At 70.7% G+C, this 24,544-nt stretch carries 21 protein-coding genes; 8 read left to right on the forward strand and 13 right to left on the reverse strand.

Annotated elements, in window-relative coordinates:
* Positions 1-212 precede the first annotated feature (212 nt).
* Positions 213-2,021: a monovalent cation:proton antiporter-2 (CPA2) family protein gene (locus tag ACIPR8_RS09865; RefSeq protein ID WP_313253581.1), complete on the forward strand. Its 1,809-nt coding sequence runs from the start codon at positions 213-215 to the stop codon at positions 2,019-2,021.
* Positions 2,022-2,281: 260 nt separating this feature from the next.
* Here ACIPR8_RS09865 and ACIPR8_RS09870 read toward each other — a convergent pair whose 3' ends face one another.
* Both ACIPR8_RS09870 and ACIPR8_RS09875 read right to left on the reverse strand, forming a co-directional pair.
* Positions 2,282-5,620, reverse strand: coding sequence for an ankyrin repeat domain-containing protein (locus ACIPR8_RS09870; RefSeq protein ID WP_446540903.1), 3,339 nt, complete (start codon positions 5,618-5,620; stop codon positions 2,282-2,284).
* Positions 5,613-5,888, reverse strand: a complete 276-nt coding sequence (locus ACIPR8_RS09875) for a YcgL domain-containing protein (RefSeq protein WP_132863820.1) — start codon at positions 5,886-5,888, stop codon at positions 5,613-5,615. The genes ACIPR8_RS09870 and ACIPR8_RS09875 overlap by 8 nt, the downstream gene beginning before the upstream one ends.
* 243 nt (positions 5,889-6,131) lie before the next feature.
* On the opposite strand from ACIPR8_RS09875, the gene ACIPR8_RS09880 reads away from it, so the two are divergent.
* The 3 genes from ACIPR8_RS09880 to ACIPR8_RS09890 are packed head-to-tail and all read left to right on the forward strand — an operon-like array spanning position 6,132 to position 8,924.
* Complete coding sequence (locus tag ACIPR8_RS09880; RefSeq protein WP_446541059.1) at positions 6,132-7,340, forward strand: beta-ketoacyl-[acyl-carrier-protein] synthase family protein; 1,209 nt, start codon at positions 6,132-6,134, stop codon at positions 7,338-7,340.
* Entirely contained in the window at positions 7,340-8,143 is an 804-nt protein-coding gene (locus tag ACIPR8_RS09885; RefSeq protein WP_446540904.1) for a beta-ketoacyl synthase chain length factor, read from the forward strand. The genes ACIPR8_RS09880 and ACIPR8_RS09885 overlap by 1 nt, the downstream gene beginning before the upstream one ends.
* A gap of 4 nt (positions 8,144-8,147) precedes the next feature.
* Positions 8,148-8,924, forward strand: coding sequence for a glycosyltransferase family 2 protein (locus ACIPR8_RS09890; RefSeq protein WP_446540905.1), 777 nt, complete (start codon positions 8,148-8,150; stop codon positions 8,922-8,924).
* A gap of 11 nt (positions 8,925-8,935) precedes the next feature.
* Here the strand turns inward: ACIPR8_RS09890 and fabG are convergent, their stop codons facing one another.
* Genes fabG through ACIPR8_RS09930 form a run of 8 tightly spaced genes read right to left on the reverse strand, consistent with a single transcriptional unit; the run spans position 8,936 to position 15,324 of the window.
* Complete coding sequence (fabG, locus tag ACIPR8_RS09895; RefSeq protein ID WP_446540906.1) at positions 8,936-9,661, reverse strand: 3-oxoacyl-ACP reductase FabG; 726 nt, start codon at positions 9,659-9,661, stop codon at positions 8,936-8,938.
* A 34-nt stretch (positions 9,662-9,695) separates the two neighbouring features.
* Entirely contained in the window at positions 9,696-10,127 is a 432-nt protein-coding gene (locus ACIPR8_RS09900; RefSeq protein WP_446540907.1) for a phosphotransferase, read from the reverse strand.
* Positions 10,114-12,474, reverse strand: coding sequence for an MMPL family transporter (locus ACIPR8_RS09905; protein ID WP_446540908.1), 2,361 nt, complete (start codon positions 12,472-12,474; stop codon positions 10,114-10,116). The genes ACIPR8_RS09900 and ACIPR8_RS09905 overlap by 14 nt, the downstream gene beginning before the upstream one ends.
* Positions 12,450-13,103, reverse strand: coding sequence for a LolA-related protein (locus ACIPR8_RS09910; protein ID WP_446540909.1), 654 nt, complete (start codon positions 13,101-13,103; stop codon positions 12,450-12,452). The genes ACIPR8_RS09905 and ACIPR8_RS09910 overlap by 25 nt, the downstream gene beginning before the upstream one ends.
* The gene (locus ACIPR8_RS09915) at positions 13,015-13,983 is read right to left on the reverse strand and encodes an LpxL/LpxP family acyltransferase (RefSeq protein ID WP_446540910.1); all 969 of its coding nucleotides are present in this window, start codon (positions 13,981-13,983) and stop codon (positions 13,015-13,017) included. Before ACIPR8_RS09915 ends, ACIPR8_RS09910 begins: the two co-directional genes overlap by 89 nt.
* Positions 13,980-14,276 (reverse strand): beta-hydroxyacyl-ACP dehydratase, encoded by a 297-nt coding sequence (locus ACIPR8_RS09920; protein ID WP_192287075.1) that lies wholly within the window; start codon positions 14,274-14,276, stop codon positions 13,980-13,982. Before ACIPR8_RS09920 ends, ACIPR8_RS09915 begins: the two co-directional genes overlap by 4 nt.
* A 50-nt stretch (positions 14,277-14,326) precedes the next feature.
* Entirely contained in the window at positions 14,327-15,049 is a 723-nt protein-coding gene (locus ACIPR8_RS09925; RefSeq protein WP_313253607.1) for a ketosynthase, read from the reverse strand.
* 5 nt (positions 15,050-15,054) lie between these two features.
* Positions 15,055-15,324, reverse strand: a complete 270-nt coding sequence (locus ACIPR8_RS09930; protein ID WP_132863836.1) for a phosphopantetheine-binding protein — start codon at positions 15,322-15,324, stop codon at positions 15,055-15,057.
* A gap of 199 nt (positions 15,325-15,523) precedes the next feature.
* On the opposite strand from ACIPR8_RS09930, the gene ACIPR8_RS09935 reads away from it, so the two are divergent.
* Positions 15,524-16,534: a chorismate transformation enzyme, FkbO/Hyg5 family gene (locus ACIPR8_RS09935; protein ID WP_446540911.1), complete on the forward strand. Its 1,011-nt coding sequence runs from the start codon at positions 15,524-15,526 to the stop codon at positions 16,532-16,534.
* Between the two features lie 25 nt (positions 16,535-16,559).
* Here the strand turns inward: ACIPR8_RS09935 and ACIPR8_RS09940 are convergent, their stop codons facing one another.
* The 3 genes from ACIPR8_RS09940 to ACIPR8_RS09950 all read right to left on the reverse strand — a co-directional run bounded on the left by ACIPR8_RS09940 (position 16,560) and on the right by ACIPR8_RS09950 (position 20,398).
* Positions 16,560-17,900, reverse strand: coding sequence for an AMP-binding protein (locus ACIPR8_RS09940; protein ID WP_446540912.1), 1,341 nt, complete (start codon positions 17,898-17,900; stop codon positions 16,560-16,562).
* Positions 17,901-17,994: 94 nt separating this feature from the next.
* On the reverse strand, positions 17,995-19,008 hold the full coding sequence (gene cydB, locus ACIPR8_RS09945; RefSeq protein ID WP_323438805.1) for a cytochrome d ubiquinol oxidase subunit II: 1,014 nt from the start codon (positions 19,006-19,008) through the stop codon (positions 17,995-17,997).
* A 1-nt stretch (position 19,009) separates the two neighbouring features.
* Positions 19,010-20,398 carry a cytochrome ubiquinol oxidase subunit I gene (locus ACIPR8_RS09950; protein WP_446540913.1) on the reverse strand — a complete coding sequence of 463 codons (1,389 nt, stop codon included), beginning with the start codon at positions 20,396-20,398 and terminating at the stop codon, positions 19,010-19,012.
* 657 nt (positions 20,399-21,055) lie between these two features.
* Between ACIPR8_RS09950 and ACIPR8_RS09955 the strand changes: the two genes are divergently transcribed.
* The 3 genes from ACIPR8_RS09955 (at position 21,056) to ACIPR8_RS09965 (ending at position 24,533) form a co-directional block, all read left to right on the forward strand.
* The gene (locus ACIPR8_RS09955; RefSeq protein ID WP_446540914.1) at positions 21,056-23,422 is read left to right on the forward strand and encodes a prolyl oligopeptidase family serine peptidase; all 2,367 of its coding nucleotides are present in this window, start codon (positions 21,056-21,058) and stop codon (positions 23,420-23,422) included.
* 72 nt (positions 23,423-23,494) lie between these two features.
* On the forward strand, positions 23,495-23,917 hold the full coding sequence (locus ACIPR8_RS09960; protein ID WP_446540915.1) for an NUDIX hydrolase: 423 nt from the start codon (positions 23,495-23,497) through the stop codon (positions 23,915-23,917).
* 37 nt (positions 23,918-23,954) lie between these two features.
* Complete coding sequence (locus tag ACIPR8_RS09965) at positions 23,955-24,533, forward strand: hypothetical protein (RefSeq protein ID WP_446540916.1); 579 nt, start codon at positions 23,955-23,957, stop codon at positions 24,531-24,533.
* Positions 24,534-24,544: the final 11 nt, after the last annotated feature.

Genomic DNA, 24,544 nt, shown 5'->3' on the forward strand with positions numbered 1-24,544 from the left:
GGACATGGGTTGGACTCCGGAAAGGTGCTGCGGGCCTGCCGCAGCGGCGCGAGTCTGTGCCTGTTGGCCGCCCGGGTCAACCCCGCGCGCGGGTACCGGCGACAGTGCATTGCGCGCGCATTCCTTTTCGTTGACGGGGCAGCCCCCATAATGAACGCAGCGGCCGGCCACCCGGGCGGCCGGCCCGGTCTTACCTCAAGGAGCTCCACTTCATGCATGGCGGCGGTCTCGAACTCGCGCTGGTACTGCTGCTGGCCGCAGTGGTGGCGGTGCCCATCTTCAAGAAGTTCGGACTCGGTGCCGTGCTGGGCTACCTTGCGGCCGGCGTGGTGCTGGGCCCGCACGTGCTGGGCTTCGTGCAGGACGCCGACCGCATCCTCAACGCCGCCGAGATCGGCGTGGTGATGCTGCTGTTCCTGATCGGCCTGGAGCTCTCGCCCTCGCGCCTGATGGTGATGCGCAAGCCGGTGTTCGGCGGCGGCACGGTGCAGGTGCTGCTCAGCGCCAGCGTGCTCGGCGGCCTGTTGCTGATGTATCACTTCCACTGGAAGAGCGCGCTGGTGGTCGGCACCGCGCTGGCGCTGTCCTCCACCGCGGTGGGCCTGCAGCTGTTGTCCGAGCACAAGGCGCTGAACAGCGACTATGGCCGCTTCGGCTTCGCCATCCTGCTGTTCCAGGACCTGATCGCGATCCCGTTGCTGGCGGCGATCCCGCTGCTGGGCGGGGTCAAGAACGAAACCCTCACCTGGCAGGACGCGGCCATCGCGCTGGGCGTGCTGGCGGCGGTGATCGTGCTGGGCCGGCCGGTGCTGCGGCGGTTGTTCGCGGTGGTGGCGCGCACGCGCATGCCCGAGGTATTCACCGCTACCGCCCTGCTGGTGGTGCTGGGCACCGCGTGGCTGATGACCGAAGCCGGCCTGAGCGCCAGCCTGGGGGCCTTCGTCGCCGGCGTGCTGCTGGCCGACTCGGAGTTCCGCCACGAGATCGAAGCGCAGATCGAGCCGTTCAAGGGCCTGCTGTTGGGCCTGTTTTTCATCGCCGTAGGCATGGGCATCGACCTGAAGCGGGTCGCCGCCGAACCGGAGGTGATCGCCGCCGGCGTGGCCATCCTTCTAGCGGTGAAGTTCTCGATCCTGGTGGGGCTGGGCCTGGCCGCGCGCATGTCGCTGCGCAGCGCCCTGATGCTGGGCAGCGTGCTGTGGCTGGGCGGTGAATTCGCCTTCGTGGTGTTCAACGAAGCCGAGCGCGCCCTGCTGCTGGGGCGCATCAACCATGACCGGCTGGTGGCCATCGTCAGCCTGTCGATGGCGATCACGCCGCTGCTGTTGCTGGCCCTGCAGCGCGTGCTGCAGCTCAAGCCGGCGCATGCCGCGCCCGAGCGGGCCCCGGACGAAACGCTCAAGGAGGCCGGCGCACAGCGCCCGCAGGTGATGATCGCCGGCATGGGCCGCTTCGGCCAGATCGTGGCGCGCCTGCTCACCGCCCAGCGCATTCCCTACGTGGCGCTGGAGGCCGACCCGGACACGGTGGAAGACATGCGCCGTTTCGGCAGCCAGCTGTACTACGGCGACCCGACCCGGCCGGAACTGTTGCGCTCGGCCGGTGCCGAGCACATCCGCGTGTTCGTGATGGCCATGGACGACCCGGACACCAACCTGCGCGCGGTGCGGCTGGTGCGGCGCCTGTACCCCGATGCCAAGATCCTGGCCCGCGCGCGCAACCGCCAGCATGCGTGGAAGCTGATGGACATGTCGGCCGAACCGTTCCGCGAGGTGTTCGGCTCCAGCCTGGAAGCCAGCGAGCGCGTGCTGACCGCACTGGGCATTCCGGCGCATGTGGCCCAGGCGCACGTGCAGCGCTTCCGCGAGCACGACGAGCAACTGCTCAAGGCCCAGCACCTGGTCTACGACGACGAGGCCGCGGTGATGCAGACCTCGCGTGATGCGCGTGCCGACCTGATGCACCTGTTCGAGGCGGACGTGGAGGAAGCGGAGGTCAAGCGCGAAGGCAACGGCGAGTAACGACCGACGGCCTTACCCCTCCCCGGCCCTCCCCTGCTGCGCAAGGGAGGGGGCAAGAGCAACGGCTACCCCTCCCCCCCCCTCCCCTTGCCTGCGGCAAAGGGAGGGGGCGGTTCTGCCTGAACGGTCAGATCGCGGCACGCCCGCTTCTGCCCCCTCCCTTGCGCAGCAGGGGAGGGTTGGGGAGAGGTCCGCTCTTCACCGCGCAAACAAAAAGCCCGGCATCACGCCGGGCTTTTCGTTGCAGGACACCACGCGCCTCAGCCGCGATCGCGCAGGAACCGCGCCATCGACGAGACACCCGGCACCGCCGGCTCGAACTCGCCGGCCACGTCGACGAAACCGCGCATGATCGCGATGTCGCGCGGGCTGCGGTTGATCGCATCGCGCATGTCCGGATCCGCGCCGGCACGCAGCAGGCGCTGCACCAGCAGGGGCAGGCCATGCAGCGCGGCCAGGTGCAGCGGGCCGAAGCCGCGCGGGTCGCGCACGTCCAGCGCCACGTCCTCGTCGAGCAGGCGCTCGACCGCGGCCAGCACCACGTGCTCGTCGCAGGCAGTACCCGGTTCGGCGCGCGCACCCAACAGCAGCAGCAGCGGCGTGACCGTGCCAGCCGAGGCCTGGTCCGGCTCGGCGCCGGCCAGCAGCAGCGTGTCCAGCAGGGCCAGCAGGCGGGTGCGGTCGCGCGAGGTGAAGCCATACAGCGCCGCGCAGTGCAGCGGCGCCAACTGCTGGTCGTCGCCGGCATGCACGTCGGCACCGGCGGTCAGCAGCCGCGCGACGATGTCCGGCAGGCCCAGCGCGGCGGCCAGCATCAGCACCGTCACGCCACCGGGCAGGCGATGTTCCAGCTTGGCACCGGCCGCCAGCAGCGCGGTGACGATGGCGGTCTGGCGCATGCTCACCGCCGCCGACAGCGGCGTCGCACCACTGGCCGCGGCATGCTGCGGGTCGGCCCCGCGTGCCAGCAGCAGGTCGACCACCGCCGCGTGGCCACCGCCGGCCGCACGCAGCAGACCGGTGCAGCCCTGCGCATCGACGGCGTCGACCGCGAACCCCAGGCTGATCAGGCGGCGCACGGCATCGGCATCGCCGGCCATCGCCGCGGCCGGCACGTCGCCCTCGCGCAGCGCGCGCAGCGGCAAGGCCCAGCCGCGCCAGTCCAGCCAGTCGGCCAGGTCACGGCGGCCGCTGGACAGCGCCACGCCCAGCGGGGTCTGGCCATCGGCGGCACGTGCATCCGGCGAGGCACCCTGCAGCAGCAGCTGCTTCAGCGAGGCCTCGCGGGCCAGCGCGGTGGCCAGGTGCAGGGCGGTCATGCCGTGGCTGTCACGGGCTTCGCGGTCCACGCCGTTGGCCAGCAGCCACAGCTGCAGCTTCAGCCAGCCCAGGCGCACGGCCAGGGACAGCGCCGGGTCACCGGCCGGCGACGCGCCGAACGGGTCGGCACCGCGCTCCAGCAGTTCCACGGCGAATTGTTCGGTGCCACGCGAGGCGTGGTCATGCTGCACGCAGGCCGCGAGCAGGCGGGTCAGGCCACCGCGACCGGCCGGCGAGACCCCGTGCCTGAGCAGCACCTGCAGGGTCGGCACCGCGTCCACGCCGCGCGAAAGCAACGCGAACATCGGCGTGTCGCCGCAGGCGTCGAGCACGTCCGGGCGCGCACCGGCACCCAGCAGCCAATCCACCACGCGCGGTTGCAGCACCAGCTCCGGGTCATGCAGCAGGCCGCCCAGTTCGTCGGCCGAACACAGCTTGGCCAGCGGCGCCATGCCGTCGACGTTGCCGAACACCAGCGCCTCGCGCAGCAGCGCCAACGGCGCGCGGTCGTTGAGCACCGGCGACACCTCGCCCTGGCTGGCGTCGCCGGAGGCGGCGGCATCGCTGACCGCGGCCGGCAACGGGTAGCCGGGGTCCAGCAGCGAGACGATGCTCCAGCGGCCGGCGGCGGCGGCGTGGTCGATGGCACGGCGTCCATCATTGCCGGCCACGCCGGCGGCAATGCCCAGGTCCAGCAGGCGCCGGACCAGCGCCGCGGACACGTGTTCGGCGCGGCAGGCCAACAGCACCGCGTTGCTGCCGTCGCCATCGACCGCATTGACGTCGGGCTGGTGGGCGAGCAGGCGTTCCAGCACCCCGGCATGGCCCTGCGAGGCCGCGTCCAGCCAGGGCGTGCGGCCGTTGGCATCACGCGGCTCGACGTTGGCGCCGGCGTTGAGCAGGGTTTCGACGATATCGACATGGCCGGCCAGCGCCGACTCGTGCAGCGCACTGCGGCGCTGGCGGTCGCGCGCGTCCAGCCGCGCCTTGTGCTTGAGCAGCAGCTGTACGCCGGCCGGGTCGTCGTCATCGGTGGCCGCGGCGGCGACCAGCACCGGCACGCCATCGACCGGCTCGACCTTGGCACCGCGCTCCAGCAGGAACTTGGCCAGGCGCCAGTTGCCGGACTGGCAGGCCACCGCCAGCGGGCTGTGGCCATCGTTGTTCAGCGCGTCGATCTCGGCAGCGGCATCGCGCAGCAGCGCGGCCACGCCCGGGTCCGAGCTGCGCGCGGCATGGTGCAGCGGGGTGTTGCCCTCGGCATCGGTGGCGCGCGGGTCGGCGCCGTTGGCCAACAGCGTCATCACTGCCTCGGGACGGCCGTGCCAGCTGTCGCGGGTCGCCGCCAGCAACGGGGTCATGCCGCGATGGCTCTGGTTGACGCCGACGCCGCGGCTGATCAGCGCACGCAGCAGGCGCAGGTCCGGCAGTACCGCGGCCAGCACCACCAGGCTGCGCTGGTCGCGCGACTCGGCCGGCGGCTCGGCGTGCGGGTCGGCACCGGCATCCAGCAGCTGCAGCGCGCGGTCGACGCGGCCGCCACGGGAGGCATCGAACAACTGCGGGACCAGCTCGTCCTGCGCGATCGGTTCCAGCGGTGCCGGCGTGGCGGCGGCCTCGGCGAACAGCTCGACGTCGGTGCGCCGTTCCACCCGTGCCTCGGCCACGGCGGCCGGCGATGCGACCTGCATGGCCTGCAGCAGGTGGTGCAGCAGCGGTGCCAGCACCGCGCTGGCGATGGCCAGCGGCCAACGCAGGGAGGTCGGCAGCAGGCCCGGCCAGGCCGGTGCGACGATCGCCGCGCACAGCGCCACCAGGATCGCCGCCGCGCCCAGCCCCTGCCAGGAATCCAGGCCGCGCCCGGCCAGGGCGTTCCACTGCGTGCGCAGCGAGCTGTCCTCGCGCTCCATCGCGTGCCACAACGGCCAGGTGCGCCACAGCGCCAGCACCGCCACGCTGACCGCCACGCTCAGCGCCAGCACCGCGGCCAGGCTGCCGCTGTCATGCAGCGCCGCCAGCGGCCAGGACACCAGCACCGCGACCATCGCCGCGCCACCGGCCCACAGGCCGAGCAGGCCGGGCAGTTCACGCTTGAACAGGGCCAGCGACGGTGCCACGGTGCGGCTGCGCCGCCACCAGGACACCGCCAGCGCGTAGGCCGGCTGTGCCAGCACGCCGCACAGTGCCGCGGCCACGCCACCGAAGCCGGTGAGCAGGGTCAGCACCACACCGATCGCCAGGGCGATCGCGACCGCACGGGTACGCAGGGTTTCAGTCATCGCGGCCGTCGATGCGGGCGATCTTCACCGGTGCCAGCGGTTGCGGCGGGAGCTGCAGGTGGAAACCACGCTCGGCCAGGTTGGCGCGCACCAGCGCGGCATCGACCTGGGCCAGGCGACGTTCGGGAGTCAGGGCAACCTCGAGCACGAAGGTGTACGGGGCCAGCGTTGCGCCCAGCGAGGCCGGGATCGCATCGAAATCATCACGCTTGGCCAGGTAGACGTAGGTGTCCTGCTTGCGTTGGCTTTTATAGACGTAGGCTTGCATGCCAGCGGGCTTGGCCCTGCATGGGAAGCTGATGATTGTGTCGGAAATAGGGCGCTGTTGAAAGGCGTAATCCCTGAAACGTCGGGCATTTAGCGCAACCATTGCATTCATTTTCATCAAAACGACGTGCAGGTCGGCACCGTTCCCGGCCGCCGTCGTCAGCTCGTATCCGGGCGGGCGTCTATATACTCGCGCCCCGTTGATCCCCTGGAAGCCCGCGTGCCTATCGCTGCCACCCCGCCCATCGCTGCCCTGGACATCCTGGCCTACTCCGCCACCACCGCGCTGGGCGCGGGCCGGGATGCACAACGCGAGGGGCTGCGTGAACGCCGCAGCGGGCTGCGCCGCAACGACTTCGGCAACGCGCCGCTGGACTGCTGGATCGGCCGCGTCGAGGGCGTGGAGGCCGTCGCCCTGCCCGCCCACCTGGCCGAGCTGGACTGCCGCAACAACGCGCTGGCCTGGCTGGCGCTGCAGCAGGACGGCCTGCTGGACGCCGTCGCGCAGGTCGTCGGGCGCCACGGTGCCGGGCGCGTGGCGGTGGTGATGGGTACCTCCACCGCCAGCATCGGGGCCACCGAGGACGCCTATGCGCGGCTGGTCGACGATGCCGACGGCACGCCCCGTTTCCCCGAGGACCTGCGCTACCGCCGGCGCATCCACACCCCGCACTCGCTGGGTGACTTCGTGCAGACCGCCACCGGCCTGCAGGGCCCCTGCGTCACCGTGGCCACGGCCTGTTCGTCCAGCGCCAAGGTGTTTGCCCAGGCCGCGCGCCTGATCGATGCCGGGCTGGCCGACGCCGCCCTGGTCGGTGGCGTGGACACCCTGTGCGGCAGCGTGCTGTTCGGCTTCAACGCCCTGCAGCTGGTCGCGCCGACGCCGTGCCAACCATTCGATGCGCGCCGGGTCGGGCTGTCGCTGGGCGAGGCCGGCGGCTTCGCCGTGCTGGAACGGGCCGGGGCCGAGGCCGGCCCGGGCACCGGCCTGCAGCTGCGCGGCTACGGCGAATCCAGCGATGCGCACCACATGTCCGCGCCGCATCCGCAGGGGCTGGGCGCACGCCTGGCGATGCAGGCCGCGCTGCAGCGCGCCGGCATCGAACCGGCCGCGGTCGGCTACCTCAACCTGCATGGCACCTCGACCCCGGCCAACGACAGCGTGGAGGCCGCCGCGGTGGCCGCGCTGTTCCCGGACAGCCTGCACGCCAGCTCGACCAAGGGCTGGACCGGGCACACCCTGGGCGCGGCCGGCATCGTCGAATCGGTGTTCGCGCTGCTGGCGCTGGAGCACGGCCTGCTGCCCGGCACGCTCAACAGCGAGATCCCCGACCCGGCCTGCGGCCCGCAGATCCGTTTCGACAATGCACAGGCCGACATCCACTACGCAATGAACAATTCCTTCGGCTTCGGCGGCAACAACTGCTCGCTGGTCTTCGGCAGGGCGCACTGATGCAGGCGCTGCAGGCAACCGTGGAAGGCATCGGGTTCTGGGGCAGCGGCCTGCCCGACTGGGACAGCGCCTGCGCCTGGGTCCGCACCGGGCAGCGCCCGGACGCCCCGCCGGCACGGCCGGCCCCGCAGCTGCTGGCCGCCAACGAGCGCCGGCGCGCGCCGGGCACCGTGGTGGTGGCGCTGGAGGCGGCGCTGGCCGCCTGCCAGGCCGCCGACCGCGCGCCGGATACGCTGTCCTCGGTGTTCACCTCCACCCACGGCGAGCTGTCGATCACCGACTACATGTGCGCCACGCTGGCCGACGACCCGCGCGCGATCTCGCCCACCCGCTTCCACAACTCGGTGCACAACGCCGCGGCCGGCTACTGGACCATCGGCGCCGGCGCGCATGTCCCGGCCACCGCGATCACCGCCGGGCCGTACAGCTTTGCCCAGGGCCTGCTGGAAGCGCTGGTGCAGCTGCATGCCGGCGAGGAGGCGGTGCTGCTGGTGGCCTATGACGGCAGCGCCAGCGGCCCGCTGGCCGAACCGGCGCCCAGCGAAGGACTGCTCGGCGCGGCGCTGGTGCTCTCGCGGGTTCCCTGCGCCGGCCTGCCCTCGCTCACCGTCCACCTGGACACCTACGCCGACGCCCCCGTCGCCGACGCCGACGCCGCGCCCGGTCCGCTCACCGCGCTGCTGCACGGCAATGCCATGCAGCCGATGCTGCCGCTGCTGGAAGCCCTGGCGATGGAAAGCGAACAGGTCCTGCTGCCGGCCGGTCGGCAGCAACAGCTGAGGATCCGCCTGGGCCATGAATGACCCCATGCCGCTGTCCCCGAACGATGTCGCGGTACTGATCCCGGCGCTCAACGAGGCGTTGCGCATCCGCGAGGTCGTGCAGGGCGCGCTGGCGCTGTTCCCGCATGTGATCGTGGTGGACGACGGCTCGGACGATGACACCACCCAGCGCATCGCCGACCTGCCGGTCATCGTGCTGCGCCACCGCCAGCGTCGTGGCAAGGGCGACGCGCTGCGCACCGGGTTCCTGGAAGCCACCCGGCGCGGCCTGCGTGGCGTGCTGACCATGGACGGCGACGGCCAGCATGCCGCCACCGACCTGCCCCGCCTGCTGGCCTGCGCCAACCGCCATCCCGGCTGCATCATCATCGGCGCACGCCTGCGCAAGCGCGCCGCGCAACCGCTGTACCGGCGCCTGGCCAACGCCTTCGGCGACTGGGGCATCGCCTGGGGCACCCATTACCAGGTGGTCGACAGCCAGAGCGGGCAACGCTTCTATCCGGCCGAGGTGATCGCGCTGCGCGACATCCCCGCCGAGGGCTTCGTGTTCGAGGCGCAACTGCTGATTTCCGCCGCGCGGCAACTGGGCACACGCTGCGTGTCGGTGCCCATCGACTCGCGTTACCGCTGCGCCGGCAGCGACGAACAGTTCCGCCCCAGCCACTTCCGGCCGCTGCAGGACCTGTACCGCATCACCCGCCACATCGTGCTGTTCGCGCTGCGCCATGGCCACGTCTGGCGCGTGTACCGCACCATCCGCGCCAACCCGCCGCTGATCGACGACGCCGACAGCCGCGCCTGAGCCGCCGGGCCTCAGCCCATGCCGCCGTTGATGCCGATCACCTGGCCGTTGATGTAGCCGGCCGCATCGCTGCACAGGAACGCCACCAGCGCGGCCACTTCCTCCGGCTTGCCGGCACGCGCGGCCGGCACCGCCTGCTTGATCATCTCCGGCGGGAACGCCTCGGCAGCCATCTCGCCTTCGATCACGCCCGGGGCGACCACGTTGGCGCTGATGCCGCGGCTGGCCATCTCGCGTGCCAGCGAACGGGTCGCGCCATGCAGGCCGGCCTTGGCCGCGGCGTAATTGCTCTGGCCGCGGTTGCCCAGCACCGCCGCCACCGAGGACACGCTGACGATGCGGCCCCAACGCGTGCGTGCCATCGGCAGCAGCAACGGTTGGGTGACGTGGAAGAAGCCGTGCAGGCTGACGTCGACCACCCGCTTCCAGCGTTGCGCGTCCATGCCGGCCATCGGCGCATCGTCATGGATGCCGGCGTTGTTGACCACGATCTGGATCGGCCCATCGGCCAGCAGGGCCTCCAGCGCCGCCGCCACCGCCTGGCCATCGACCACGTCGAAGGCCACTGCCTGCGCGCTGCCGCCATCGGCGTGGATCTGCTCCACCACCGCCTGCGCGCGCGCCAGGTTGGCGTTGGCATGGACGATGACATGCACGCCGTCGGTGGCGAGCCGGCGGCAGATCGCGCCACCGATGTCACCGCTGCCGCCGGTTACCAGAGCACGTCGTTGGGTCATGGGTAAGGGTTCCTGCAGAAAGGTAAGAAGGGAATCACGGCAACCGCAGCATCACCGCCGCACGGCCTTCGGCCAGCAGCCGCTCGCCATGGTGCACGGTGAAGGCGTACTGCTGGCTGCCATCGGCCTCGACCAGCACCTGCGCGTGGGCCAGCAACGGGCCATCCAGGTCATCGATGCGGGCCACGTGCAGCTGCACGTCACGCAGTGCCACCAGCACGCCGGCGGTCACCGCACCGCCACGCGCCTGTGCACGCAGGCCACCGTGCACGGCCATTGCCTGCGCACCGTACTCGCACAGGTGGATCGCCCCCAGCTGCCCGCCGTTGCGCAGCGGGTGGGCGGGATCGCGGTGGTTGAACGCACGCAGCCTGATCTGCTGCGAAGACCAATCCAGCACCTCATCCCACAGGCACATCCGGCCCTGGTGCGGCACCAGTTGCAGGATCTGCTCACGCCCGATCATCGGCCTGCTCCTGCAGTGGATGGCGCGACACCAGCAGCGCCAGCACGAAATTGCACACCACGCCCAGCGCCACCGTGCTGCCGATCGCGCGCAGCACCGGGATCGAGGACAGGCCCAGCAGGCTGAACACCAGCAGCGTCATCACGCTGCACACCAGCAGGCCGTGCAGCGTACGCAGCTGGTCGGCGTGGCTGTCGCCGGCATGCTCGAAGAACAGCCCGTAATCCAGGCCCAGCCCGGCGGCCAGGATCAACCCGATCAGGTGGAACAGGTTCAGCTCTACGCCCAGGCCACGCAGCACCGCCAGCACCAGCAGCGTGCTCAGCGCCATCGGCAGCAGTACCCGCACCACCCGGCGCGGCGTGCGCAGTGCCGCCCACACCGTGGCCGACAGCAGCAGTACCGCCACGGCCAGTGCGGCGAGCACGCGCCCGCGGTAATCGGCCACCAGCGATTCGGAGGCGTTCTTCAGGTCCAGCAGCTCACCGCCCTGCGTGCGCGCGGCGGCGGCCAGCGCGGCGATATCGTGCAGGCCACTGAGCGAGACCAGCGCGGTGCTGTGCTGTTGCCCCTGCACCAGCAGGCCGCCGACGGCGGTGGCCAGCGGCGTGTCCTTCAGGTCCTTCGGCTGCAGCGCCGGCGCGGCGCGTGCACGTGCGACATCGGCGAGGAACGGCGCGAACGCATCGCTGCGGAACGGCGTATCGGCGACCGCTTCGGCCAGCGCGGTGCGCAGCGTGGCCGCGTCCGGCAGCTGCCGTTGCCGCTGCTGCTGGGTGGCGGCGCTGGGCAGGTAACGCGCGGCCATGTCGTAGCGCTCCAGCGCACCCCTGCCGACCAGTGCATCCAGTGCCGGGCGCAGGCGCTCGCTGGCCTCCAGCGCGGCCTGCACGTCATTGCCGCGCAGGGCGATCATGTAGCGCACGTCCGGCGCGCCCAGCTCGCTGCGCAACTGGGCGTCACGCTGCAGGTCCTGCGGGTCGACCGGGGTCAGCCGGCCCAGGTCGTTCTGCCAGAACGGGCCCGGCGCCCACGACACCACCGCGCCGGCCAGCAGCGCCAGCGCCAGCAGCGACCAGCGCGGCTGTGGCAGGTGCCGGGTGTAGGCCCACACCCGCGCCAGCGGTCTGGAATCGGCGAAGTCGCGCGTGGCCGGGTCGACCAGCGCCGGCAGCACGAACCGGGTGGCCAGCGCCGCGGTGGCCAGGGCGGTGATGGTGAACACCGACAACTGCTTGAGCCCTTCCACCCCGGAGAACAGGAAGGTCAGGTAGGCGATGCAGGTGGCGATCACGCCGGTGCCCAGGGTTGGCCACAGCGCGCGCACGTTGTCCCAGGACGAGCGCCCCGGCCGTTCGTGGCTGAAGAAATGGATGGGGTAGTCCTGCACCACGCCGATCAGGGTGAAGCCGAAGGCGATGGTGATGCCATGCACGCCCTCAAAGCCCAGTGCCACCGCGGCCAGGCCGGCCAGGCCGGCGCTGGCCAACGGCAGGAAGCCCAGGATCGGCATCTTCCAGCTGCGGTAGGCCAGCCACAGCAGCAGGACCATGCCGATCGTGTCGAGCGTGCCGATGGTGCTGGCTTCCCTGGCGGTGCGGTTGCCGATCTTCACCGAGAACGCGCCCGGCCCGCTGAGCTCGATGCGGCTGCCGCTATTCCCGGCCGCGTGCGTGAACGCCGCCTGGATCGCGTCCACCGCCGCCTGTTGCGCGCCCGGGTCGAAGCCGGCGGCGCGGGTCTGCACCAGCAGCAGTGCCTGGGTGCCGGTGTGGTCGAACCAGACCTCGTCGATGCGTTGCGGCGCGGTGGCCGGTTGCAGCGCTTCGGCCACGCGCAGGAGCTGCAGGGTGGGGTCGGAGGGCAGCAACGGTTCGATCAGGCCGCCGGCCGGCGAGCCCAGGTCCTGCAACCGCGCCTGCAGCTCATCGCCCAGCGTGGCACGGGAGAACGCATCGGCCGGCAGCGCGTGGATCAGGTAGCGATACGGCAACAGGTGTTCGGGGAAGGCCTCCAGCCCGGCCTGCTCGCCATTGGCGACCAGCTCGAACTGCGTGTCGGCGGCCAGCGTGGCGCGCAGTTCGCGCGACTGCGCGGCCAGCTGTGCCGGGCTGGCCCCGGACAACGCCACCAGCAGCAACCGCGCGCCCGGGCCTTCGCCCAGTTCATCGAGCAGCAGCTTCTGCGCGGGGGTGCGCGCATCGGGCATGAACTTGCGCAGGTCGCCGCTGACCTGCATGCGCGAACTGATCCAGGCCGTCAGCAGGCCCAGCAACAGCAGCCAGCCAATCGCCAGCCCGATGCGTTGCGGCGCGGTCAGCTTCAACGCGCACCACCGGCCTGGCACAGCGCGGCCAATGCGTCGGCCTGGCGCAGGTTGGCCGCCGCCGCGGCGGCACTGCCCAGCAACGTGCGCTGCAGGTCACCGCGTGCCGGCTGGGTCTCGATGCAGCGCAGCTCCTTGCCCTGGCCATGCAGCGTCACCGCGCGCACACGCCGTGCCAGCGCCTCGGCGCGCGGCGTCAGCACCAGCTGCCACTGCTGCACGCTGCCGGAGGCCTGCAGCCGGTAGGCCTGCTCCAGCCTCGCCAGGTCGCCGGACAACAGCGCGCCGAAACTGGCCTGCAGGTCTGCCAGCTCGGGCACCCGCTGCAGCGAGAACACGCGCGGCGGCTTGCCGCTGCGGTCGATGCTGACCTGGCCATTGGCGATCGTGGTGGTCTCGGCATAGGGCGCGCGCACCTGGCGGACCAGCGTGGCCGCATCCGGGCGACGGTACTGGCCTTCCACGCGCAGCGGCTCCTTCAGCAGGGCCGAACCCCGCAGCTCGACGAAGCCGGTCTGGCTCGGCGCCGGCTGCGCGAGCTGGCGCAGGATCCAGCCGGCATCAACCCCGCTGGCCAGCGCCGGTGTCGCCAGGCTCGCCAGCAGCAGGCCGAGCAGGCGGGGACGAAGTTTCGGTTTGCCAGAAATCATAGAAGTTGAACCAGTTGTAGGGAGCACCGTGCAGGTGATGCTCCAGCCTGTCGACGTAACGCTGGATAAGCGCGGTGAGGACGTCTGCGCGCTGCGCGCGCGGGATGTCCACGCGCGCATCGAACGGCTCGAAGCACAGATCGTAGCGATTGCCGCCGCGGTACAGGCCGAAGGCGAGCATCACCGGCGCCTTCAGCACGCTGGCCAGCAACCACGGTGCGGCCGGGAATGGCGCCGGGCTTCCCAGCAGCGGCACCTTGACCACGGCCTCGCCCGGACGCGCGCGGTCCACCAGCAGCGACACCATCGCCCCTTCCTGCAGCGCCTGCTGGATAGCCAGCGCGATGCTCGGCCCGTCCTGCCCGGCATCGATGATGCCGGCGGCCAGCGCCGGGTCCAGCTCGGCCAGCAGCTCGCTGATGGCCGCGTTGTGCGAGATGTCCAGCAGCACCCGCAGCTTCAGGTCCGGGCGCTGCCGCGACAGCGCACGCAACGCGTCGAAGCTGCCCAGGTGCGAGCCGAACAGCAGTACCCCGCGACCCTGGTCGATCTGCTCCAGCAGCTGCGCGGTGCCTTCGGTACGGATGTCGAACAGCCGCGTGCGCCCGGCCAGCAGGAACACCCGGTCCAGGATGGTCGCGGCGAAGGTGTGGATGTGGCGGGCCACGTCCCAACGGTGCGCGGGCCGGCCCAGCGCCCGCTGCAGGTAGTCGCGCGAGGCGCGCCGTTCGCTGCCGCGCACGCAGAAGAAGTAGGCGGTGATCGGGTACAGGCAGGCGCGGGCGATGCCACGCCCGCCGCGCCGGGCGATCAGCCCGATCAGGCGGATGGCACGGCGCCCACCGCCTTCCGGGCGCTGCTTCCAGTCGGCGTCACTCATGCAACGGCCTCGTCAACCAGCACCAGCTCGCCACGCACCAGCACGGTGTCCTCGCGCAGCACGCGGAACTTCCAGCGCGGGGCCTGCCCGTCCAGTTCCACCCGCGCACACTCGCCCGGCAACAGCGGCGCCATGAACTTGACCTGCGGCAGCCGCAGCGCCGCCGGTGCCCGCCCGCTGTCGCGCGCGATGGCCTGCAGCACCTGTTCCAGCACCACCACGCCCGGCACCAGCGGCCGGCCCGGGAAATGGCCGGGCAGGCAGGGATGGTCGGGGGCAATCACGAACTGCATGGCGTCCAGTCGACGGGCCGGGCCGCACAGGATAACGACAGGGCCGCCACTCAGCGCAGCAGGTCGCGCCAGAACACCGGCCCCAGCTGGCCCATCTGGCGCATGAAATCCAGCGCGTTGCGGTACGGGCGCGTGGGGAACAGCCGCGAGCGCACCGCGTATTCCAGCGCGAAGAAGCCGCCGATCAGGCCCCAGTCGGCGATGTTGGCGCACCAGGACCACTGCTCGTGGGTGACCGGCCACCACGGCTGGAGGCCGAAGGCCGCCAGCAGCCCGTCGGGGACGGCGCTCATCGCCAGCCCCAGGTTGATCGCCGCCAGCAGGCTCAACACCACCGCCCAGGCCGCGGTCAGCCGCCGCGTGTAGCGCTCCAGCACCGCGGTGACCGGCATGCCGGCGCGCTGGTACAGGGCCTGCACGATGCGGCCGATCAGCGGCACCCGGCCGGGCAGCAGCGAGCGGGCAAACCCCCAGGCCACCAGCAGCGGGAACACCACCGGCGGGGCCAGCAGCAGCATCCAGGCCCAGCGCGAGGCCCCCACCCCGTACAGCAGCAGGCCGGAGGCGAGCAGCGCCAGCCACGCCGATGCGCGGCGCCGCGCCAGCGGCTCCAGCAGGCACAGCAATACCAGGCCGAACAGCGCCAACGCCGCCCAGGCCCCCTCGCTGCGCAGGCTGGCCACGTGCGAGAGCACCGGGTAGGCCAGCAGCAGGATCACGCGCAGTGCCAGCGCCACCGGCCCGTGGCCGGGTTCATGGCTGGCCGGGTTCATCGTGCTCAGGCGGTCTTGTTGGCCTGCACGTGCGCCGACAGCGCGCGCAGCGAGGCGAAGATGCGGCGGTTGTCGTCGTTGTCCGAACGCAGCTGGAAGCCGTAGCGCTTGCTGATGGCCAGCGCCAGCTCCAGTGCATCGATCGAGTCCAGCCCCAGCCCGTCGTTGAACAGGGCCGCTTCCGGGTCGATCTGCGCCGGGTCCACGTCTTCCAGGTTCAGGCTCTCCACCAGCAGCCCTGCCAGTTCGCGTTCGGCTTCGGTTTGTTGCGACATTTCCACTTCCACGACCAAATGAAGCCGCAACGATCCGGCATCGCCGCGCCCAGCGCAACCATGGCCGCAGCAGCGCGCAGGCTATCATTGGCCCCTCTGCAAGCCTGATCCACCGTGCAATGACGTCCAAGCTCCGTCCCCGCCCCGCCTTCATGTCCCACCTCCCGTCCCGCCCCGCGGGGCGACAGGGCGGTACGCGATGAACGCACGCACCACCCCGGCCCAGGTGGCGGCACTGGACGTGGATTACGTCGACCCGGCGCGCCTGCCGGAGCTGCTGGCCGACGAGCACGTGCTGGCGATCTTCGGCTTCCAGGCCGGCGACACGGCACCGCCGACCGACGACCCGCGCTACCTGCAGGTCGGCCTGCAAGCGGTGGGAACGGCACTGCTGGAGGTCTGGCGCAGCCCGTACCCGGTCAGCCGCGGCCGCGATGCCGAGGGCATGGCCTGGGCCAGCGATGGCGCGCTGATGTTCGGCGCGATGCAGGTGGTCGAAGCCGCGCACGGCGGCATCAGCAACGCCGCCGAGCATGCCTACACGCACCTGCTGGCGGCCCTGCCCGCGCAGGACTACCCGCACCTGCTGCGCATCTGGAACTACATGGATGCCATCATCGAGGGCGAGGGCGACCAGGAGCGTTACCGCCAGTTCTGCGTGGGCCGCGCCCGGGGCATCGGCACGATCGATACCGGCACCCTGCCGGCCGCCACCGCCATCGGTCGCGTCGATGGCGTGCGCGTGCTGCAGGTGTACTGGCTGGCCGCGCGCGTGCCCGGCACGCCGCTGGAGAACCCGCGCCAGGTCAGCGCCTACCACTACCCGCGCCAGTACGGCCCGCAGTCACCGAGCTTTGCCCGCGCCATGCTGGCCGCGGCCGGCAGCCGGCTGCCGCTGCTGCTGTCCGGCACCGCCAGCGTGGTCGGCCACGCGACCCTGCACGGCGACAGCACCGAGCGCCAGCTGCAGGAAACCTTCAACAACTTCGAGGCGCTGATCGGCGCGGCGCGGCGCCATCGTCCGGGCTTGCCGGAGCAGTTCGGCCACGGCAGCCGGCTCAAGGTGTACGTGCGCAACCTTGACGAGGTTGCCGATGTGCGCCGGATGCTGGCGCAACGCCTGCCCGCCGACCTGCCCTACCTGGTGCTCAATGCGGTGGTGTGCCGGCACGACCTGCGCGTGGAGATCGACGGCGTCCACGACGCCTGAGGGTTGTCACCCGGGGCGGCGCAGGTCACTGCCCCAGCAGGGCCAGCACCGCATCGCGCGGCAGCTTGCCGGTTTCATTGCGCGGCAGCACGTCCACCTTGCGCAGCGGGCGCGGCAGGAACACCGGGTCCATCAACGCACGCAGATCGCGCAGGATGTCCGCTTCCTCGCGCTCGGACACCACCAGCGCGGCGATGCGGCCCACCGCGTGGCCGGGTTCGGCGGCCAGCTGCACCACCACCGCGTCCCGCACGCCCGCCACTGCCTGCAGCTTGCGGGTCAGGTCGCCCAGCGAGGCGCGCTTGCCGGCGATTTCCAGCAGGTCCGCGCGCCGGCCACGCAGCACGAAACGCTGCGCCGGCAGCAGCTCCACCAGGTCGGCCAGTTGCACCGGCGCGGCCAGGTGCGCGGCCTGCACCAGGGTGCCGTCCGGTTGCGGGCTCAGCCGCACGCCCGGCAGCAGCTGCCAGGCCGCCTCCAGCGCGGTGCGGCGGCGCGCGATGATGCAGGTTTCGGTCGAGCCGAACATTTCCCGCACCTCGGTGCCGAAGCGCTGCTCGGCGGCGATGGCCAATGCCTGCGGCAGCGGTGCGGTGGCGGTGACGATGCCGGCCAGCGGCGGCAGCGACACGCCCGATTCCACCAGTGCCTTCAGGTGCACCGGGGTGGTGACCAGCAGGCGCGGGGCGGCCACGCCGGCCAGCGCCTGCGCCACGTCCTGCGGGAAGAACGGCCGCCCGGCCTGCAGCGTCGCCGGTGCCAGCAACGGCATCAGCACTGCCATCTCCATGCCGTACATGTGCTGGGACGGCACCGTGGCCACGATCGACGGCTGCGCCTGGCCCCACAGGTCCTGCAGCGCGGCCAGGTTCTGCGCGGTGCTGGCCACGAATGACCCCCAGTGCTTGGGGTTGGCCGTCGGCACGCCGGTGCTGCCGGACGTGAAGCCGATCGCCACGCGCTGGTCGGCGGCCAGCGCCGGCGGCGCGCCCTCGGCCACCGGCAGCACCTCGGGCAGCATGACGCAACCCTCGGGCAGCTGCCCGGTATCGGTATCGGCCAGGCAATAGGCATCGGCGTGGCGCTGCATCACGTCCTCGACCACCGCCCGCGCCCGCGACGGCGGCAACAGGTTGACCTGCCCGCGCACGGCCACCGCGCAGAACGCGACCAGGAAGCGATAGCGGTCCTCGCACAGGTTGACCACGTGCGCGCCGGCCGGCAGCCACGCGGCCAGGCCGCGCACCTGCGCCAGGAAGGTGTCCAGGTCCACCTGCATGCCGGCATGGGCGGCGATCAGGCGCCCGCCGTCACCCACGGCAAGCGGTAGGGACGGACGCGGAACGGACACCGGGACATGCGACATGCGACTGCGACAACCTCTGTGGTGACACGGGCGCGGTGCGCCCGGCGGGCGGCCAGCTTGGGCGCAGCCCGCCCCGCTGGCAAGCCCGCGCGGTTCAGTGGTAGCCGGTGCCGGCGGTGACCTTGCCGCGGAACACGCGATACGACCACACCGTGTAGCCCAGGATCACCGGCAGCAGCAGCACCAGCCCGACCATGCTGAAGCCCAGCGACGAGGTCGGTGCGGCGGCCTGCCACAAGGTCATCGACGGCGGCAGCAGGTACGGCCACATGCCCAACACCAGCCCGATGAAGCCCAGCACGAACAGCGCCAGCGTCAGCAGGAACGGGGGCAGGTCGCGGCGCGGGTGCATCACGCTGCGCCACAGCGCCGCGGCCACCCCCAGGGTCAGCAACGGCACCGGCGCCAGCCACCAGAAGTTGCCATCGCTGAACCAGCGTTCCATCACCCCGGACTGCAGGAACGGCAGCCAGGTGCTGACCAGGCCCATGAACACGATCACCGCCACCGTCAGCGGCCGCGCCAGCGAGCGTGCCAATGCCTGCTCGCGGCCTTCGGTCTTGAGGATCAGCCAGGTGCTGCCGAGCAGCGCGTAGCCGGTGACCACCGCCGCGCCGGTCAGCATCGAGAACGGGCTGAACCAGCCGAACGCACCGCCAACGTAGTGGCCGTCCTCCACCGGCAGGCCCTGCACCAGCGCCCCGAGGATCACGCCCTGCGCGAACGAGGCCAACAGCGAGCCCAACGCGAACGACACGCTCCACAAGCGCCGCGAGCGATGCGCCTTGAAGCGGAACTCGAACGCCACCCCGCGGAACACCAGCGCCACCACCAGCAGCAGCACCGGCAGGTACAGGCCGGACAGCAGCACCGCATAAGCCTTGGGGAACGCCGCCAGCAGGCCGGCGCCACCGAGCACCAGCCAGGTTTCGTTACCGTCCCAGATCGGCGCGGCGGTGTTCATCATCACGTCGAGCTGCTGCTCGTCTTCGGCGAACGGCGCCAGCACGCCGATGCCGAGCACGAAGCCGTCCAGCACCACGTACATCAGCACACCGAAGCCGATCACCGCGAACCATGCCACCGGCAGCCAGGTCGTCATGTCCATGTCAGCGGCCCTCCAGCGGTTCGTCGGCACCGGACAGCGGGCGCGCCGGCGTCGGCAGCGCCTCCTCGCCGGGCGGATGCGTGTCCGGCCCATGGCGCAGGATCTTGACCAGGTACCAGATGCCCCAGCCGAACACGAACAGGTAGCCGACCACGTAGACCGCCAGCGACAGCACCGTCATCCACACGCTCTGCGGCCCGACCGCATCGGCGGTGCGCAGCAGCCCGTACACCACCCACGGTTGCCGGCCCATCTCGGTGACGAACCAACCGGCGACCAGCGCGACGAAGCCGCTGGGCAGCATCCAGTTCCAGCCACGCAGCAGCCACCTGGACTGCAGCAGCCGGCCGCGCCACAACTGCAGCGCCGACAACCACGCCACCACCAGCATCAGCGTGCCGATGCCGACCATGATGCGGAATGCGTAGAACACCGGCACCACCGGTGGCCGCTCGCTGGCCGGCACCGAGGTCAGCGGCGCGAACGTGCCGTCCACGCTATGGGTCAGGATCACGCTGCCGAGCTTGGGAATGGCGACTTCGAAGTCGTTGCGCTCTTCCTTCTCGTTGGGCACCGCGAACACCACCAGCGGCACGCCTTCGCCGGGCGGGGTGTCGTGCCAGTGCCCTTCCATCGCGGCGATCTTCATCGGCTGGTGCTCGAGCGTGTTCAGCCCGTGCATGTCACCGGCCAGGATCTGCAGCGGCACCGTCAATGCGGCAAACACCACCGCGGCGGTCAGCATCTTGCGGCCGGCTTCGAGGTGCACGCCGCGGCGCAGGTACCACGCGCCCACGCCACCGATGACGAAGCAGGTGGTGATGAACGAGCCCAGCGCCATGTGCGCCAGCCGGTACGGGAAGGACGGGTTGAACACCACCTGCCACCAGTCCTGCGGATGCACGATGCCATCGACCAGCGTGTAGCCGGCCGGCGTGTGCAGCCAGCTGTTGGAGGACAGGATCCAGAACGTGGAGAACAGCGTGCCCAGCGCCACCATGCAGGTGGAGAAGAAGTGCAGGCGCGACGACACCCGGCCCCAGCCGAACAGCATCACGCCCAGGAAGCTGGCTTCCAGGAAGAACGCGGTGAGTACTTCATAGGTGAGCAGCGGGCCGATCACGGTGCCGGCCACTTCGCTCAGGCGCGGCCAATTGGTGCCGAACTGGAAGGCCATGACGATGCCGCTGACCACGCCCATGCCGAACGACACGGCGAAGATCTTCTGCCAGAAGAAGAACAGTTCACGCCACACCGTGTTGCGCGTGCGCAGCCAACGCCATTCGACGAATGCCAGCCAACTGGCGGTGCCGATGGTGAAGGCCGGGAACAGCACATGGAAACTCACGACGAACCCGAACTGGATCCGTGACAGCAATAGCGCGTCCACGCCGGCCTCTCGCTTCTGGAAACTGGTCCATTTTGGTCCTGTATTCGTGAAGACCGGATGTGACCGGTTGTCGCAGTGCGTCAATCGGTCGCAGCAGGGACCGCTACCACGCTTCCTTTTTTTTGCAAAGCAAAGGGGGGGGTCGGGGAGGGGTGCTCCCCGCGACCCGCCCCAAACAGCAACATCAAAAGCGACCCCTCCCCAACCCTCCCCTGCTGCGCAGGGGAGGGGGCGGTTCCACGTGGTCTGAACGCCCCCGGCAAACCCCGCTTCGGCCCCTCCCTTTTGCGAAGCAGGGGGGGAGGGCCGGGGAGGGGTGCTCCCCGCGACCCACCCCAAACAGCAACATCAAAAAGCGCCCCCTCCCCAACCCTCCCTTGCTGCGCAAGGGAAGGAGCGGTTCCGCGTGGTCTGAACGCCCCCGGCAAACCCCGCTTCTTCCCCCTCCCTTTTGCGAAGCAAAGGGGAGGGCTGGGGAGGCGTGCTCCCCCGCGACTCTCTCCTGCCGCACAAGGGAAGGCACCATCCCGCGCACCCCTGCAGACCTTGCCGATTCCGGCAGCTCCCGCGCCGGAATCCGGCCGCCATGACCTGTGGCCCAGCCCGGCAAAACCCCTGCCTGCTACGCTTGCCCGGTTTTCTTCACCGGTGCCCGCAATGCCCAGAATCCTGCCCCTGTCCCTGCTGTTGTTGACTGCTTTCGGCAGCGCCCACGCCGCGCCCACGCCGATCACCATCGAACAGGCGATGGCCGACCCGGACTGGATCGGGCCGCCGGTGGAATCGGCCTGGTGGTCGTGGAACGGCCAGCAGGTCGAATACACCCTCAAGCGCAAGGGCAGCGCGGTGCGCGATACCTTCCGCCTGCCCAGCGCCGGCGGCGTCGCCCAGCAGGTCGCCGACGACCAGCGCGGCACGCTCGATGCCGCCAGCCGCGTCTACGACAGCAGCCGCCAGCGCATGGCCTTCGTGCGCAACGGCGACGTGTTCGTGCGTGACCTGCGCAGCGGCGCGCTGACCCAGCTCACCCGCAGCAACGAACGCGCCAGCGGCGTCAACTTCGCCACCGACGGCGGCGTGATCTGGAACGTGGCCAACAACTGGTTCCATTGGGACGCCCGCAGCGGCGTCACCCGCCAGGTCGCCCAGCTCAAGGCCGACAAGAACCCGGCCGACCCGCCCAAGGCCGACACCCTGCGCGACCAGCAGATGCGTACCCTGGCCACGCTGCGCAACGACCGCGCCCAGCGCGAGGAACTGCGCGACCAGGGCGAGCGCTGGCGCCAGGCCGACCCGACCCGCGCACCGGCGCCGGTCTTCCTCGGCGGCGACGTCGAGATCGTGGACAGCGTGCTCTCGCCCGATGCCCGCCACCTGGTGGTGGCGACCAAGCCCAAGGGCTACGACGAAGGCCGCGGCGGCAAGATGCCGTTGTACGTCACCGAATCCGGCTACGAGGAAGCCGAGGACACCCGTACCCGCGTCGGCCGCGACGATCCGGCGCCGAACAGCTTCTGGCTGGTCGATGCGGCCACCGGCAAGGTCCAGCCACTCGCGCTCGACGGCCTGCCCGGCATCACCACCGACCCGCTCGCCGAGCTGCGCCGCAAGGCCGGCAAGGACGCGCTCAAGGGCAATCGCCCGGTGGAAGTGATGAGCGAGTTCATGGGCGGCGGCATCGTCTGGAACGCCGACGGCAGCCAGGCCGCGATCATGCTGCGCGCCATCGACAACAAGGACCGCTGGATCGCCACCACCAGCGCCACCAATGCCCGCCTGGAAACCCGCCACCGCCTCACCGATGGCGGCTGGATCAACTGGAGCTTCAACGATTTCGGCTGGCTGCCCGATGGCCGCACGCTATGGCTGCTGTCCGAGGAATCGGGCTATTCGCACCTGTACACGCAGAGCGGCAGCGCCAGGCCCAGGGCGTTGACCTCGGGCAACTGGGAAACCTCGGCACCGGAGGTCAGCGCCGACGGCCGCAGCTTCTACTTCCTGTGCAACCAGAAGTGGCCCGGCGACTACGAAGTCTGCAACGTCGACGTCAACGGCGGTGCCGTGCGCGAAGTGACCGCGCTCGACGGCGTGGAGGACTTCAGCCTGTCGCCGGACGGCCAGCAGCTGCTGGTGCGCTATTCGGCCCCGTACCTGCCGGCGCAGATCGCCGTGCAGCCGGCCGCCGGCGGTGAAGCCCGCACGCTCACCGACACCCGCAGCGCCGAGTTCAAGGCACGCCAATGGATCCAGCCGCAGATGGTGCAGGTGCCCTCGCGGCACGGCGCCGCACCGGTGTGGGCCAAGTACTACGGCCCGGAAACGCTGGAGCCGGGCAAGCAGTACCCCATCGCCATGTTCGTGCATGGCGCCGGCTACCTGCAGAACGTGCACGCGCGTTACTCCAACTACTTCCGAGAGCAGATGTTCCACAACCTGCTGGTGCAGCAGGGCTACATCGTGCTGGACATGGACTACCGCGGCAGCGCCGGCTACGGCCGCGACTGGCGCACGGCCATCTACCGCAACATGGGCCACCCGGAACTGGAGGACTACCTGGACGGCCTGGACTGGCTGGTCACCACCAAGCAGGGTGACCGCGCCCATGCCGGCATCTACGGCGGCTCCTACGGCGGCTTCATGACCTACATGGCGCTGTTCCGCTCGCCGGGCACGTTCAAGGCCGGCGCCGCGCTGCGCCCGGTCGGCGACTGGAACCAGTACAACCACGCCTACACCAGCAACATCCTCAACACCCCGGACATCGACCCGGAGGCCTACCGCATCTCCTCGCCGATCGAGTACGCCGAAGGCCTGCAGGACACCCTGCTGATCGCCCACGGCATGATGGACGACAACGTGTTCTTCCAGGACTCGGTCAACATGACCCAGAAGCTGATCGAGCTGCACAAGGACAACTGGTCGATCGCGCCCTACCCGCTGGAACGCCACGGCTACACCCGCGCCGACTCCTGGCTGGACCAGTACAAGCGCATCCTGAAGCTGTTCGAGCAGGAGCTGAAGTAAGCACCACGCCAAGGGCGCCGCAAGGCGCCCTTGGCGTTCTACCCCAGGCCACTCCCCGATCCCCGACCGTCCATGTCCCCCATCCAGATCGTCACCGCCATCCTCCTCGACGCCGACCAGCGCGTGCTGGTGGTCCGCAAGCGCGGCTCGGACACCTTCATCCAGCCCGGCGGCAAGCGCGAGCCCGGCGAAACCTCGCTGCAGACCCTGCAACGCGAGCTGTTCGAGGAACTGGGCGTGCAACTCGACGTCGACAGCGCGCAGCCGCGGGGCGTGTTCGAGGAGGCCGCGGTCAACGAGCCCGGCCGCCGCGTGCAGGGTGAGGCGTTCCTGGTCCGCGTCAGCGGCCAACCGCAGGTGAAGGCCGAAATCGCGGAGCTGGCGTGGGTTCCGCTGCAACCGCCGCATGGCGTGACGCTGGCCCCGCTCAGCGCGCGACACCAGCTCCCGGCTGCACATGCGTGGCTGGTCAAGGCTGGGCATACCGGCACATAACGGCGATAGTGGCGCCACTTTCCAAGCGCCGCCGACCGTGAGCCCACCCGACCTGCCCATCGCCACGCCCCGCCGTTCCAGTGCCGACCGCTTCATCGACCTCACCGCCAAGCTGTCACTGGCGCTCGGGGCGCTGGGCATCGTCTGGTGCCTGTTCCAACTGCTGATGGTGGTCCTGCTCGGGCGCCTGGACATCGTCGCGCTGATGCAGCGCGACGGCCTGGTCGTCCCGGACTGGATCCAGTGGACCGACGCGCATGCCTTCAGCCTGAGCGTGGCGCTGCTGCTGTTCTGCATCGCCTTCGTCGTGGTGTGCTGGGCCATGCTCAAGCGCCATGAATGGGGCCGCATCGGCTTCATCGTGTTCCTGCTGCTGGTCGCACTGGGCAACTTCGCCTTCATCCCGGTGATGGACAGCATGTTCAACAGCATGCTGACGATCTTCCCTGCCGACTTCCTCAGCTCGCCGCAGGGCGCCGAGATGCGCGCGCAGATGGCCTTCAGCCGCTGGAGCCTGCTGATCACCCTGCTGGTGAGTTCGCTGGCGATCGCGGCATTGCATGGTTGGCTGGCGATCAAGCTGCAGCGGCGCGACGTCCGCGACCTGTTCCACTGAGTTCCCCGGAG

This window comes from Stenotrophomonas sp. LARHCG68, from assembly GCF_052871705.1.

What these genes read in the sequence shown, in the direction of transcription:
- ACIPR8_RS09865 (WP_313253581.1), top strand. Translation starts at nt 213, where the DNA reads ATGCATGGCGGCGGTCTCGAACTCGCGCTGGTACTGCTGCTGGCCGCA.
- ACIPR8_RS09870 (WP_446540903.1), bottom strand. Translation starts at nt 5,620, where the DNA reads ATGACTGAAACCCTGCGTACCCGTGCGGTCGCGATCGCCCTGGCGATC.
- ACIPR8_RS09875 (WP_132863820.1), bottom strand. Translation starts at nt 5,888, where the DNA reads ATGCAAGCCTACGTCTATAAAAGCCAACGCAAGCAGGACACCTACGTC.
- ACIPR8_RS09885 (WP_446540904.1), top strand. Translation starts at nt 7,340, where the DNA reads ATGCAGGCGCTGCAGGCAACCGTGGAAGGCATCGGGTTCTGGGGCAGC.
- ACIPR8_RS09890 (WP_446540905.1), top strand. Translation starts at nt 8,148, where the DNA reads ATGCCGCTGTCCCCGAACGATGTCGCGGTACTGATCCCGGCGCTCAAC.
- fabG (WP_446540906.1), bottom strand. Translation starts at nt 9,661, where the DNA reads ATGACCCAACGACGTGCTCTGGTAACCGGCGGCAGCGGTGACATCGGT.
- ACIPR8_RS09900 (WP_446540907.1), bottom strand. Translation starts at nt 10,127, where the DNA reads ATGATCGGGCGTGAGCAGATCCTGCAACTGGTGCCGCACCAGGGCCGG.
- ACIPR8_RS09910 (WP_446540909.1), bottom strand. Translation starts at nt 13,103, where the DNA reads ATGATTTCTGGCAAACCGAAACTTCGTCCCCGCCTGCTCGGCCTGCTG.
- ACIPR8_RS09915 (WP_446540910.1), bottom strand. Translation starts at nt 13,983, where the DNA reads ATGAGTGACGCCGACTGGAAGCAGCGCCCGGAAGGCGGTGGGCGCCGT.
- ACIPR8_RS09920 (WP_192287075.1), bottom strand. Translation starts at nt 14,276, where the DNA reads ATGCAGTTCGTGATTGCCCCCGACCATCCCTGCCTGCCCGGCCATTTC.
- ACIPR8_RS09925 (WP_313253607.1), bottom strand. Translation starts at nt 15,049, where the DNA reads ATGAACCCGGCCAGCCATGAACCCGGCCACGGGCCGGTGGCGCTGGCA.
- ACIPR8_RS09930 (WP_132863836.1), bottom strand. Translation starts at nt 15,324, where the DNA reads ATGTCGCAACAAACCGAAGCCGAACGCGAACTGGCAGGGCTGCTGGTG.
- ACIPR8_RS09935 (WP_446540911.1), top strand. Translation starts at nt 15,524, where the DNA reads ATGAACGCACGCACCACCCCGGCCCAGGTGGCGGCACTGGACGTGGAT.
- ACIPR8_RS09940 (WP_446540912.1), bottom strand. Translation starts at nt 17,900, where the DNA reads ATGTCGCATGTCCCGGTGTCCGTTCCGCGTCCGTCCCTACCGCTTGCC.
- cydB (WP_323438805.1), bottom strand. Translation starts at nt 19,008, where the DNA reads ATGGACATGACGACCTGGCTGCCGGTGGCATGGTTCGCGGTGATCGGC.
- ACIPR8_RS09955 (WP_446540914.1), top strand. Translation starts at nt 21,056, where the DNA reads ATGCCCAGAATCCTGCCCCTGTCCCTGCTGTTGTTGACTGCTTTCGGC.
- ACIPR8_RS09960 (WP_446540915.1), top strand. Translation starts at nt 23,495, where the DNA reads ATGTCCCCCATCCAGATCGTCACCGCCATCCTCCTCGACGCCGACCAG.